Origin of the sequence: Hallella absiana, assembly GCF_025457485.1 — a bacterium.
Classification (GTDB): domain Bacteria; phylum Bacteroidota; class Bacteroidia; order Bacteroidales; family Bacteroidaceae; genus Prevotella; species Prevotella absiana.
Map to the genome: position 1 here is coordinate 1 of NZ_JAMXSP010000047.1, position 13355 is coordinate 13355.

Below are 13355 nucleotides of genomic sequence, written 5' to 3' on the forward strand. Positions count from 1 at the left end.
GAGAATTATAGAAACCTATTGCCAGACCGTTGGCAACCTTCCACAAAAGACTAACAAAACTGGGCAAGCCTCCTCTCTTGATCAGTTTTTTGTGGCAATACGTGAATACCGATACGCTTACGGTATATTGATAGCTTATATTGCTTCAAAATGCTAATATTCAGTGTGTTAAACAATTATTTTATTCTTGTTCAGCCCCTTTATTATTGCTAATTTAGCAACAAATAATGATAGACAATATGAGCAAGCAACAAGAAAATATTGCCAAGTTCTAATGCTTCTATCTCCTGCCATTCATAGAGGCTATTATATGCCATACATCCGATAAGAATGGAGATAAGTATATATCCCAACCGTATTGCCTTATAGAAATTTCCTGACCGCTCCATTATTTTGATGACATTGTTTTTTGAAACATGAATAAAAGTTTATCGTTTTCGTTCATGCGGATATTATCAGAATAACCGCCTTTTGTTATTTGATACCCGCATGGCTTAACCATAAAAATGCCTAAGCCCTTAGTGTATGAACTTACTTCTGAGGCGTAGTCTTTACTTGTATTTAATGGAACTTTCCCTTTAATATGACACCACTCATTATTGCAACTGATGTCTTCAATCTCAGACATCATTTTTTGCAAATCTGTAATAGCTTTGGAACTTGCCGCTTGGGGTATCTGCAACTCAAAATAGAGCATCGGTTCGAGAATGTCCACACCTGACTGTTGCAAGGCCAGCCTGAAGACATAAGGGGTCAGCTGTCTGAAATCAGCAGGTGTACTTACCGGGCTATAATACTCGGCTTGAGTAAAAGTTACTTTCAGATCTGTCACTTCCCATCCATGTAAACCAGATTGGCAAGACATACGAATCCCTTCAAAAACGGCATTTTGAAAAGAATGGTTCAGATAACCATAGGAGATGTCACTTTCGATTTGCAACCCTGACCCTAACGGTAAGGGTTCAAGAGTCAGCCCTATTGTGGCCCAGTAAGGGTTGGGTGGTACTTCGATCTGAATAATCTTATTGACCTTTTTTTTAGGTCGTTCTTTGTAGATAGTCTTGATCTCATCAAAATGGACCTTTACGGAAAATCGTTCTTCCAGCAATGTCTGTATGATTTCCTTTTGGGTCAAACCATATAACGAGATTTCCAATTCATCACTATATGAGTTTATGGAAAAGGACAAAGACGGGTCTTCAATCCACAATGTATTCAGAGCGGATATCACCTTGCTTCTCTCTTCGGGCTTGTCTGGTCGGACGGAGCATTTGAGAGCGGGATGCTGATGAGATAATCCTTGAATCAAACAAGGTTTAGCACCTAAATAATCTCCGATTCGAAAATCTTCTATATCTTCTACAATCGCGATATCATTGGCACCCACTTCATCAACATTTATCTCTCTGCCCTGATAAATAGTCTTTAGATTTTTAATCTTGATGAATTTTTCCGAATCGTTGATTCTTACAACGTCTCGAAGTCTCAGACTTCCGTCAATTATTTTAAGAAAACTTCTTTTATGCCCTTTGGGGTCATGCTCTATCTTATAGAGATAAGCTGAAAGTCTGTTTGAGTTTGAGACTGATGCCGGAGGAAGTATAAAAGAAGTAATGGCGTCCAACAACTCATTGATACCGATATTGAACATTGCTGATCCATGTAGCACCGGATAGACTTTGGCTTTTGCCACAAGAGCGATTATCGTATTCCAATAATCAGCCGGTGAAATTTCGCTATCCGCCAAATATCGTTCTAATATATCGTCGTCATGGTTGCATACAAATTCTTTGTATTCTTCCTTTATATATGTTTGGGAGCAAACCGGATAAACCGATCCATCGACAACAGTTTGCATAAACAGGACATCTTGCGACAGATTTGTTTTTATATCCATATACAAACGCTCCAAATTCACACCGGCACGGTCAATCTTATTGATAAATATAATTGTCGGGATTTGCAGCTTTTGTAAAGTACTGAACAGCAACTTTGTCTGCGCTTGTATGCCTTCCTTTGCGGATAAGATGAGGACTGCTCCATCAAGCATTTTGAATGTCCGCTCCACTTCCGCAATAAAATCCATGTGTCCCGGAGTGTCAATGATATTGCATTTCACTCCATTCCAGATAATAGATGTCGTAGAAGCCCGGACAGTAATTCCTCTACGTTTCTCTATATCCATAGAGTCCGTTATGGTGTCACCATTATCCACACGGCCGCACTTTTCCGTTGCTCCACTGGCAAACAGCAGATTCTCGGTTACGGAAGTTTTTCCTGCATCAATGTGAGCAAGAATTCCTAAATTTATAATATTCATTTGGATTAAGCATTAATATACTACAGTAGATGCATTGTCGAAACGCACCTTTTAATACCTCCTCGTAGCATATGAGAACTACAGGATTACTAACTCGTATTAATATGTATATTATTACTGCCGCATAACGATTACAAAATTACACAAAAAAATATATCTAACAAAAGTGGGAGGATTTTTTAAGGATTTTTTAACTTTTTACCATAGACATTTTATTAGGGAAGCGTAGGTTCAACTGGCAAGTACAAATAAGTAGAAATGTTTGAACAACACCGTTTTAGGAAGTTGAAAAATCAAGTTTCTCTCTCGGTATAGCGTTTATTTTGGCCAATATCTTCTTTAGTTTAGCATTTGTGTATTTCCCATTCGTGTTCTATTTAGCTCCTTATTATGAGTATGTAGCAAGTTACTTATCAAATTCAGCCTCTTTGAGGGTCAAATATGGTTTTGCAAATGGTGACTGACAAGACATAAACAAGGTCAGCAGGAATTTTTTACATAAATGGACATGAATGTATATAACCTAAAATAAGAATAAATTTTAATAAGGGCTGCCCAAAAAGAAAAAAATGCAGTTGCCATCCTATAGATACTTGCAGAAAGGATAAAATTTACTTTTAGACCTTTTGGGATAGCCCTTATTAATACTTCAGATAAAATTCCTTAGGTTATATTTTCAATCCTTTGGACCGGGTTTCCTCCTTGGCATACAGTCCCGGACGCCCGATTATGACATGGTTGGCAACGATACTATCCGCCGGACTGCGTATCTGCGGCGGTGCATTTTCGGGATATTGCGCCTGCCTGTTCCTCACATCTTCCGCTTCCGGCTTGAGCTGTTGCCCTTCATTCTCCTTTTCTGCGACTTCGAGCGTGGGTGGCGCAAGCTCCAGCTGAATTTTTCGGTCAAGGGCGGCAAGTTCGGACTTCAACTGCTTCAGCTCGTCCTCCTTCTTCCACACCTTACCCGCTATCTCCTGTAACTGCGGTATCTCCATCTCCAGCACCTCGTTCTTCGCCTTGTACTGGTCGATGATGGAGGGTATCCTCTCCATCGCGTTGAGGAAGTTGCGGGCGGCGGCCAACGGGTCAGCCATCGCCAGATGCCCGTTGTTGTAGGTGTACTTGTAGTTCCCCTCGACCACGAAGCGGTTGTCGGTGAACTCCAATCCCTCTTTGAGTATCCTTTCGCTCACCACCTTTATCGGAAAACCGTAAAGTTCACCGACCTGCGTGTACAACCCTCCGGTCGTGGCATTCTTGGCTATCTCCTGCAAACGCTTTCCGATGACCTTCTCATCGGCGGAATCCACTCCGTCCACCTTTATTATATTAAGGCGGTTGCCCTCCTTGTCGGTCTGCACCACCGACAGGAAGCGGTTCCAGTCCTCCGTCATGGCATCTATGAAAGCCGTGTTGTTGCGCAACTCGCCGGTCTTTGACTCCAGCTTGAACTCCGAATCACGCTTGCCCTTGTTGAACGACTTGCGTTCCCCTTCGAGCGATGCGATCCGCTTTTCCAGTTTCGCCTTGTCCAACAGGTCGGTATTGCCGGAGAGCAACGCCATGTATTCCGAGAAATTCATGCCCGATTTTTCGTCCATTGCCACCCTAAGAGTGCCGAACGTAGTGAGGCACCTGCTCTTTAATGGAACATTAGCGGCTTTTGCATTACCTAAATTAGTATTTGCCATAGATTATAATGTTCAAAGCTGTTAGGGATTTTTTCAGTATAGTTCAGAGTGGCTTCCTAGACGAAGCAGCTTGATGACAGGCTTTGTCTTGTCGAACCATATTAGCAAAAAGTCACTTTTCACGTGGCATTCCATGCAATCTTTGTAATTACCAATAAGAGGATGGGGATTGTGTTCTTTAGAAACAACCCCATTCCTTTGTAGTTCTTTGAGAACCTTCTCCAGTTCTTCAAGCAGATCTGTAGCGTGTTTGTACTTCTTGAGGTCTTTCTTGAACTGACCTGTCAACTTCAGTGTCATCATAGAGAGGCTACAAAGTCTTTGAAGTGGTCAACATCCAGTTCCTCCAGATCCATATCCGACCGGGCTTCCTCGATGGCTGCACGTGTCGTCGCATTAGGCTCCTGTCGTTTGTGCTTCACAAACTCTGTGAGGATCATACGGATGTAGTTGCTCACACTGCGATGCTCTTCCTTAGCCTGGCTTTTTAAGATGCCCATTACATCATTCGGCAGGCGTACTGATGTTGAATTGCTTAATGTTGCCATAGTCTTTCATTTTTATCGTATGCAAATGTAGTCATTTGAAATCGCACTGCCAAATGTTTTACGTCAAAAGTGAGGAAAATATAATATTGATAATATACGCCACCCTAAGAGTGCCGAACGAAGTGAGGCGCCTGCTCTTTAAAATTATCTCCAAACTTTGTTGCTTGATACGATTTTTATGCTTATCTTTGCATCGTGACAAGTGGGGAAAAAAACATATTGATAATATACGCCACCCTAAGAGTGCCGAACGAAGTGAGGCACCTGCTCTTTAATGGTACAGCATACGAAGGAAGGTTGAGTTGGGTGTTGCGGTAGCTTCTCTTTGTGTGAATTCTCTTTTCTTAGTATGTTGGCTTAACTCAGAAAGGATTATATATGGGAGTGAATGTTACTGATGAGACATTGTGTAGGTTAAGTAACCTTACAAGTGTTAAATGGTATTGCGGAAGCGAAATGTTAACGTAATTAATTGATTTGTTAACTTTTGTAAAATATGACACAAACGGAAGACTATATTAAGGCGTTCAATGAGAAGAATGAATTTCTTCTTGGGCCAGAGAGTTCTTTTGATTTTCAAGAAATCTATCTTGCTGATTTCTTGAAGTACGTCTTTGCACGTGATACTCACGATACAGATCCTTTTGAGGAGACTCTTAGCCCTGAATATCTTGCTTGGAGGAAGAAAAAGGATGAATGGGTCGCTCGTATGCATGATTGGCGCAAGACACATGATAAATCTGAGCCATTTGAAGAGAAGATTAACTATGATGACCTTCCGTTTTTCAGATACAACCCAATCGCAATAGAGTTTACTGACAGACGGCGGAAAGACGGAAGTAGAATCCAGGTTCACACTATTATCACTAAAGACGATCAAAACTGTCTTGACAGGATTGAAGGGAAGAACTTTGTGGTATCTTCTCCCATTACATATGTTGGTAGAAACCGTACTGGTAAGAATGCAAGATACCTTTATGCGTTTACAGTAGATCTTGATGGGGTCGGCATGAAACAAATACAAGATGTAATCTGGCAAATGTTGCCTCATGAACTTAAAAATGGACAGGTCATGCAACACTCTCCTGTTGCCAATATTATAGTGAACAGTGGCCATGGGCTGCATTTGTATTATTTGTTGAAGAAGCCAGTGCCGCTTTTCGCAACCAATATGGAGCTGCTGAATAAGCTGAAAAGAAGTCTTACTAATATAGCATGGAATACCTACACTTCTTCCTTGAAGGAGAGGCAGTATCAAGGTGTTCTTCAAGGATTCAGATTACCTGGCACCAAAACAAAGTTCGGAGAAACAATTCGGGCCTTTTATAATGAGGACAGCGAGCTTTATACTTTGGCTCAACTGAATGAATTTACAAAGCATGAGACCACAAAGATAGGAGCATTGACTGATAACGAAGTTTTGGAACTTGAGAAGGGAAGATATAACCCTAATGGAGTTACACTGAAAGAGGCGGAAAGAAGATGGCCTGAGTGGTATGAAAGGGTTGTTGTGAATGGTAATACGACTCCAAGGAAATGGCACATCAAAAGGGATTTATACGATTGGTGGTTGCGTAGGTTACGAGACGATAGTGAGAAAATTATGCAGGGACATCGCTATTTCTGTATGATGGCTCTCGCTGCTTATGCTGTGAAGTGTGATATTACAGAGGAAGAGTTGAAGAGTGATGCTTTTTCCCTCGTCGATAGGATGGACAGACTTACTAAGGATGAGGACAACCACTTCTCAAAGGAAGACGTACAGGATGCTTTGCAAGCCTACAAAATAGGTTACTGTACTTTTCCTAAAAACAGCATAGAATATCTTACGGGATTGAGTATGCCGGAAGGAAACAGAAGGAATTGGAGAAAGCAGGCGGAACATTTGGAGGAGGCTCGACTTTTGAGGGATTTTAGAAGGAAAAGAGCAAAGAAGGGTGCTTGGGATGAAAATAATGGACGCAAAAAAGAAACTTATGCCAATAGTAAAAAGGCATGGATTGTGGCTGCTTGGAGATACGAGCATCCGACTTCCTCGAATAAGTCGGAATGTGCAAGGGAACTAATGCTGGATAGAAAAACTGTAAGGAAGTGGTGGGACGGTGTCGATGAGCTTCATAAAATATCAGGTGGAGCACACTTTCATTTCCCGTTTGGTGTCACCGAAGAAGCTGTGGCCAATATCTTCAAGGAGTTCTTGTCGAATGTTCCCTCAGACGATACAACCAGGGGGAAGAGTTAGAAAGCGAGATTAGGGGAAGAAGTCCTTTTCTTAATGTTACGCATTTGTGTAATACAATATTTAACGATTACGCATTTGTGTATTAACTTTGTTTATTACGCAAATATGTAATGATTAGATTTTTCTTCGTATCTTTGCATTGTTAACTTAAAGAGTAAAGTATGGCACAGGCAACTTACAAGAACATTAAGAGTGATTACGACAACTTTCCGCTGATGAGCTCGGTGGGCATCGCTTTCTCTGCATGGAGAGAGAAATTCGGAGCGAATGAATACGGAGAGTTTGACGATGAACATAAGCAGCTCACTGTCGGAGCAGTGGCAAAGGCCATCGGTGAGCGGTACGAATCCGTTTACCGCATCGAGCATGGCGGTGGTACTTCAACAACACTTGTGAAGTACCTCCTTTTCATACGCAGCAAAGACCCAAAGTTTGACTTCTTGAAAAGGGTGCTGGAGATAAGGGGCAGCAAAGTAGGCATGCAAGACATGTTCGATCCTAACCCCAAGCCCATGAAGAAAATTCCATTTAAGGATTGATTACATATATGAGTAATATGATCGATTAAATAAAATGTAAATATATTTCGTAATAGTAAAGCCGATAAAAAGTAGGTATCGACATTTTTTACGTGTGCATCTTCCTGTTCCGCCTAATCTGTTTTCCCTTATTGTTTATCTTTCAGACAAACTATGATGCGAAAACAGACCAGGAACCCGGAACCGGACGATTGCTCACGAACAAGCCACTCCTTCCGTCCGCCTGTCCATCACGCAAAATATCCGTCCTGTGTCACATGTGCTGCAGCCGATGGCAGCACAAGAGACACGTCCGGCTCTGAGCGTGCATGTCCCGGCGAACTCCCTCCGTGGCATGGTAATTTGCGAGATCTCCCCACTTACTCAGTCCGTTACTTTCCGTTCCCTACAAAAAAATCTGTCGATTTATTTTGTAGTTTCACTCCAATCCACTACCTTTGCAAGTGCGGAGATACGCAAATTAGGCAAGATGTCTCTTTTGACGTCAGTTAATCCCCAGTGGGGATTAACTACCGCCAACGAGCATCTTGGTCAGGGGAGGCCCCCGACACCCCCATGGGTAGGGTTTGCAACCCTCCCCGCTATCGCTCCCCACCCGCTTCGGCAGACAAGCTGCCGACGGCTCATTCATTAACAAGTTAAAGAATTCGCCTATGCTCGCTACCGTATCACAGACACGTTCGCTCGTTGGAAGCTATATCTATGACCGTGCCCTTAACCAACGTGAGAAAGGCGGTCAAGTTATAGCTTCGAATGGCATTCCCCAATACTCGTCAGCCAAGACGCAGCTTGCCTATATGAAGGCATACTGTTCTGACAAGTATGAGGTGAAAGCCATTAATATTGTCCTGTCGCACAGCTCCAAGGACAAAAAACTTCTTGAAGACAATCCGGACAAAAAAGACAAATATGTAACGGATTTTCTTCAAGAATGTCAAGCCCGAGGAATCGACCTTGAAAACACTCCGTGGATAATCACGGAGCATATCAACACCGACTGTGACCACTACCATATGATATTACTCACAACGAAGTTTGACGGTACCAGACTTGACACTGGCTTTATCGGAGCAAAGATGTCCCAGTCTGCATGGGCTGCAAGCAAGAAGAACGGTCTTCACTTCGCTCCCGGCCTTGACAGGCGTAACGAAGAATGGCTTAAGTTCGTCCAAGACCAGCTTGGAGAAGAAAAGGCTATGGCGGTCAGATCTGGCGAGGAACTGTCCGATGAAGACATCGAGAAGTTGAAGGAAGCTTCCTCCAAACACAGGGCAGAAACTGCAAAAGCTAAGAAGGATAGAAGGGAGAGGTCCAAGGCTCAACTTGACGAATGGAAGAAGAAGCTAAAGGAAGTCGTTGAAGGTGTGGCAAACTACTTCATCAAGAAAGACCTTCTGATGAAAGACTTTGTTTCCCTTCTGAAGGAAAACGGAATTTTCATTGGGAAGGATGGAAAGGGACGATACAACATCACTGCCGGGCATCACGGGAGGAACCTGACATATAAGGCTACACGTCTCGGCATCGACACGTCTCTCTTTGAGACCATCAAAGGACACAAGGAGATGGAGGAATACTTGCGCAAGGTTGATAAATTACGCAAGGAAGAGGAAGCAAAGGCGGACAAGAACAAAATCGATGAAACGGTCGAGGTACAACCAAAAGACCAACAGACGGTAAAGGATAATCCGTCCGGAGAAGATATGCCTATGGATGTCAAGACCATAATTGGACTTACTGAAGAAGAACTCGCTGAAATAAAGAATGTAACATCGCAGAATACGGCCACCGCCACCAGAGCTAAGAGAGCCAAGTCAAGGGCTGAAGCCAATGAAAGGAAAGCTAAGCTTAAAGGCATCATTGAGGATACAGCAGGCCGTTGTATCAAAGAGCATCTTTCTATGAAAGACTTCATCCTTCTTCTTGAAGACAGTGACATTCATTTCGGCAAGGACGATAATGACAACTACACAGTTACTGCCAACAACGGCAAAAAGGATGTCACTCACAGAGTGGCCAGTCTCGGCGTGGATTTGAGATTGTTTGACACTATTAAGAGACAGGAGGAAGAGGACGAAAGGCAGCGTATAGCGGAGCAGCAACGCAAGGAGAAAGAAGCCAAAGAGGAACAGGAGAAAGCCCGGAAGGCCGAGGAAACGAAGAAAGAACAGCAGCAGAGAGTCCAGACGGTGCAGCGTGAGAACAAACCTAAGTGGCATCCAAGAAGATAATCAATTAATTGATTATATAAATCAATTACTCGATTAATCAATTATTAATGTAATTGTATGTCAGACAGTAAATTAATAGAGAAGAAAAGATGGTTCATGCAAGCAAAGAAACGCGACCCGAATAACAAACGGAATAAGCGAATCCAAGTAAGTATGTCCTTAAACGACAAGCAAAAGCTAAAGGCAAAGGCCGATGAAGTGGAACTGCCATTGGCTGAATACATGTATTGGGTCTTGATGAACAAGACCCTCCATGTGCAGAATATAGAGTTTACAGATGCACTGCGAAAAATAGCCAACGAATCTGACAATCTCAATCAATTGGCTTACAGGTTCAATCTAACAGGCGCACTTCCGCCTGAGGATCTCCAGCAGCTCATGAGCATAATAAAGCAGCTCGATATGTTAGTAGAAAAAGAAGTCGAACATCTAAACAATCAATGATTATGGCAATGCCAGGAACAATGCAAGACCCATTAAAGCCCATCAAAGACAAACTCGATGATATTGAAAAGAAGGTGGATGGACTTTCGGCGAAAGGGAACAACAGCAGTGAGCTTGATACAGAAATCAAGTCCATCAAGTCTGATATGTCGTCAATCTCCAAATCAATGAAGGTGATGGCGGATGCCATGAGGACGGAAACAAAGGAAGTCCGGGAACAGAAACAAAAGGACATGGTAAAGGATATTACCGATGGAGTCAATACGCATTTGAGTAATGTTTCTGAATCCATCAATACGTTCAACAACGGACTTGGCGAGAGACTTGAAGGGCTCCACTTTTCTGCATCCCTTCCAAGAGAGGATGCGGAACTGTTGCGCCAGACGAACCGTATTCTCACGACATCAAACACGAACGGTCTACTTGCAGAACTAAAGGACGAACTTCACAGAACTGCGGAAGCGGAAAAGGCAAGCATTCGCCGAGAGGGTAGCGGAACCGAGGAAGTGGTCAAGAAAGCCAAAGAGGAAATGGACTCGACCGCACGGCAAAGCATCAAAAATATCAATAATGCAAGCTATGAAGGACGTGAAAGAGTCCGGACTGCAGCAAAGTGGGTGGAAGACTTCTTCAAGAGAAGATGGGTCTGGATAACCTTTGCCGTTTGCATCAGTATTTGTTGTGTCGTTGGTGGGCTGGTCATGATGCACAATGCTCATGCCAGACAAACAGCTGCGGAACAGGCTCTGAAGAATGCCAATGATGTTATAGAGCGAATGCCGGACTACCGCTATTGGATAATCTATAAAGCAAGAAACCCAAAGACAGCAGCTGCCTTCCAAAAGGAGATGGATGCCCAGTACGGCAAAAGGCTCTACAAGGAATCCATTAATTACGATGAAAATAACAACTAATCGAATAATCAATTAATTGATTAAGCCAATCAATTAATTGATTATTTAGTTAAAGTCTACTAAAGCTGATTTATACAAGGATTTTATTCGTATATTTGCATCCGATATAAAATCAATTAATCAATTCATTCAATCAATTAATCAATTGAATATGGCCAAGAACAGAATTATTGTTTTCGCCAACCAAAAAGGAGGTACGGGAAAGTCGACCCTTTGTGTCATGATGGCTCATTGGCTGGCCGAGCAAGGCAAGAAAGTCATAGTGTACGATGCTGACATACAACAGACACTTTATGACAGGAGACAGGATGATCTTAAAGCCAATCCTACCGCAAAGCCATCATGGGAAGTAAAGCGAATAAATGCAATGAGCTTTGAGCAGACAACCAAGGCTCTTGATGAAGCAGCTCAATATGATGGATATGTCCTCATTGACGCTCCGGGCGCAATGGCTTTCCCCGGGCTGGCTCCAATTCTCCAGACAGCAGATGCGGTCGCCATTCCATTTGGTTATGACTACAATGTTTTCAAGTCAACATTGAAGTTCATACAAATTCTCATGTCAGAGGAGATAGGACAAGAGAAAGAAAGACTTTTCTTCATTCCCAACCGTGTCGAGGAACATATCGGTACGAAGGAGGAAAAGGAACAGGCAGAAGAAGCTAACAAGCAGCTAAGCAAACTCGGACGGGTGACATACCGTGTAAAGAAAGGTGTGGCAGTGCAGCGTTACAACACCTTATCTACCACCAAATACCAGATGCTTGCAACGCAAGCACCATGGACTACCATCACGAATAAATTAAACAGACTTAAGTAATTACTCAAATGTGTAACTGATATGTCAAGAGGATATAACAATGCGTCCACCAAGGACACAATGGCCGAGACACTGGCCGGGGTGAATTCCAAGAAGATTAACGAGTGGAAAAGATTTCTGGAGATAGCAGAGGAACAGAAAGCAACGAGGAACGGTGACAAAGGTGAGCAAATCTACCTTGACACTAACGTGAAGAAAACCTTGGAGAAGCTGAAACTTTCGGGTATGAAATACCCTGTAAGATACTTGTTGAATGCGGCTGTAAGGGTATTCCTTGAAGCCAATGCGGACAAGATTGACGAGCAGCTTTCCAAACTTTAATAAAATCAATTAATTGATTGAATGAATTGATTAATTGATTTTCAATCATGGATATTAAGTTCGTTGAACACATATGGAATAAACCGGCTCCACCACACGACATCTACCGAGATCCGTGCAGTGGACTGTTTGGAGAGTGCTTCAAAGTGGATGGAGAATTGATGTTTTCAGACATTCCTTTGTACGAGTGCCTGTCGGCACTTCACAACATCATCGCCGAATATGACAATTGGCTGATAGACTACCAAAACTCAAACCATGAAACAGAGACATACATAGGAATGTCAAATCATAAAGCACGAAGCTATTGGAGGACGTACACACGATATAGTCGCAATTTGGGCGCGACAGGGTTGTCGTTAACTAAAAAATATGTACCTTTGCAAGCATGGAAGATGACAAGCAGATAGCAAATGTTGAGAGCCGTATTATTACGCTTCGTAATAGACAGGTTATCATAGACCGTGATGTAGCGGAACTCTATGGAGTCGAGACTAAGGCGGTCAATCAGGCAGTGAAAAGGAATGCAGACAAGTTCCCTCCAGACTATATGTTCCAACTTGGAGAAGACGAAAAGCAAGAGGTGGTAACAAATTGTGACCACCTCGGTAACTTGCGCTTTTCCAGAACGTTACCTTATGCTTTTACAGAACAAGGACTATATATGCTTGCAACTATCCTCAAATCTCCAATGGCCAAGGACGTGACATTTGCAATCATAAACACCTTCACTAAATTAAGAGTGCTTGCCAGAGGATTACAGCATATAAACGACACAATAGCCAATGGCGGTGTACCTACAGAAAAAGAACAAGGCACAGTGAAAGGGCTTATGAATACGATATTTCAAGACCCTCTCCCTATTAAGGTGCAGAAGTTTACCTTTGGACTTAACCTTGGTTTTGTGAAGTTCTCCATGGAGACAACGCTTGAGAAGAAGTAAGGACAACTTCTTTATGATGCTTTATTTGGATTAGAAAGGCGGAAGTTCGCCATCCGTTTTGTCCTCGTGGGGATTGTAATAATCCTTGTCGTAAAAATGTGCCGTCAGGCTTTCATCGTTCCAACTTATGCCATAGTCAATGATTTCCTTGTCTACAAGTTAGGGTGTCAAGTTTGTGTATAACTTCATAGCCACTTTAAGGGGCTAATTTATAGTCTTTTACGCATTATAATATATTACCAATAAGTAAATATATATTAACTTTATTTCTTTGTTTATCTTGCTGAAAATCAGTACCTTTATAGTGTAATTAAGATATATAACTGTAAAGATATGACT

11 protein-coding genes and 2 pseudogenes are annotated in these 13355 nt (G+C 42.4%); 8 read left to right on the forward strand and 5 right to left on the reverse strand.

Annotated features, from left to right (window positions below):
- Window positions 1-260 precede the first annotated feature (260 nt).
- The 5 genes and pseudogenes from NG346_RS13560 to NG346_RS13580 form a co-directional block, all read right to left on the reverse strand.
- Window positions 261-389 (reverse strand): annotated as a pseudogene (locus tag NG346_RS13560) (two component system sensor kinase); the annotation flags it as partial.
- Window positions 389-2320 (reverse strand): tetracycline resistance ribosomal protection protein Tet(Q), encoded by a 1932-nt coding sequence (gene tet(Q) / locus NG346_RS13565; protein WP_262288874.1) that lies wholly within the window; start codon window positions 2318-2320, stop codon window positions 389-391. The pseudogene NG346_RS13560 and the gene tet(Q), both read right to left, overlap by 1 nt.
- A gap of 668 nt (window positions 2321-2988) precedes the next feature.
- A pseudogene (locus NG346_RS13570) lies at window positions 2989-3927 on the reverse strand (DNA methylase); the annotation flags it as partial.
- A 120-nt stretch (window positions 3928-4047) separates the two neighbouring features.
- On the reverse strand, window positions 4048-4314 hold the full coding sequence (locus tag NG346_RS13575) for a type II toxin-antitoxin system YafQ family toxin (RefSeq protein ID WP_206081805.1): 267 nt from the start codon (window positions 4312-4314) through the stop codon (window positions 4048-4050).
- A complete protein-coding gene (locus NG346_RS13580; RefSeq protein WP_262288875.1) occupies window positions 4314-4562 on the reverse strand; it encodes a toxin-antitoxin system protein in 249 nt (82 codons plus the stop codon). Before NG346_RS13580 ends, NG346_RS13575 begins: the two co-directional genes overlap by 1 nt.
- 496 nt (window positions 4563-5058) lie before the next feature.
- Between NG346_RS13580 and NG346_RS13585 the strand changes: the two genes are divergently transcribed.
- From NG346_RS13585 to NG346_RS13620, 8 genes are all read left to right on the forward strand, one after another.
- Window positions 5059-6804 carry a hypothetical protein gene (locus tag NG346_RS13585; RefSeq protein WP_262288876.1) on the forward strand — a complete coding sequence of 582 codons (1746 nt, stop codon included), beginning with the start codon at window positions 5059-5061 and terminating at the stop codon, window positions 6802-6804.
- Window positions 6805-6965: 161 nt separating this feature from the next.
- Window positions 6966-7343 carry a hypothetical protein gene (locus tag NG346_RS13590; protein WP_262288877.1) on the forward strand — a complete coding sequence of 126 codons (378 nt, stop codon included), beginning with the start codon at window positions 6966-6968 and terminating at the stop codon, window positions 7341-7343.
- Window positions 7344-7996: 653 nt separating this feature from the next.
- Window positions 7997-9574, forward strand: coding sequence for a relaxase/mobilization nuclease domain-containing protein (locus NG346_RS13595; protein WP_262281221.1), 1578 nt, complete (start codon window positions 7997-7999; stop codon window positions 9572-9574).
- Window positions 9575-9670: 96 nt separating this feature from the next.
- Complete coding sequence (locus NG346_RS13600; protein WP_262288878.1) at window positions 9671-10018, forward strand: plasmid mobilization protein; 348 nt, start codon at window positions 9671-9673, stop codon at window positions 10016-10018.
- A 2-nt stretch (window positions 10019-10020) separates the two neighbouring features.
- Window positions 10021-10932, forward strand: a complete 912-nt coding sequence (locus tag NG346_RS13605; protein ID WP_262281219.1) for a hypothetical protein — start codon at window positions 10021-10023, stop codon at window positions 10930-10932.
- A 151-nt stretch (window positions 10933-11083) separates the two neighbouring features.
- A complete protein-coding gene (locus NG346_RS13610; protein ID WP_262281218.1) occupies window positions 11084-11752 on the forward strand; it encodes a ParA family protein in 669 nt (222 codons plus the stop codon).
- Between the two features lie 21 nt (window positions 11753-11773).
- Entirely contained in the window at window positions 11774-12073 is a 300-nt protein-coding gene (locus NG346_RS13615) for a hypothetical protein (protein ID WP_262281217.1), read from the forward strand.
- 388 nt (window positions 12074-12461) lie between these two features.
- On the forward strand, window positions 12462-13016 hold the full coding sequence (locus NG346_RS13620) for an ORF6N domain-containing protein (protein WP_262281216.1): 555 nt from the start codon (window positions 12462-12464) through the stop codon (window positions 13014-13016).
- Window positions 13017-13355: the final 339 nt, after the last annotated feature.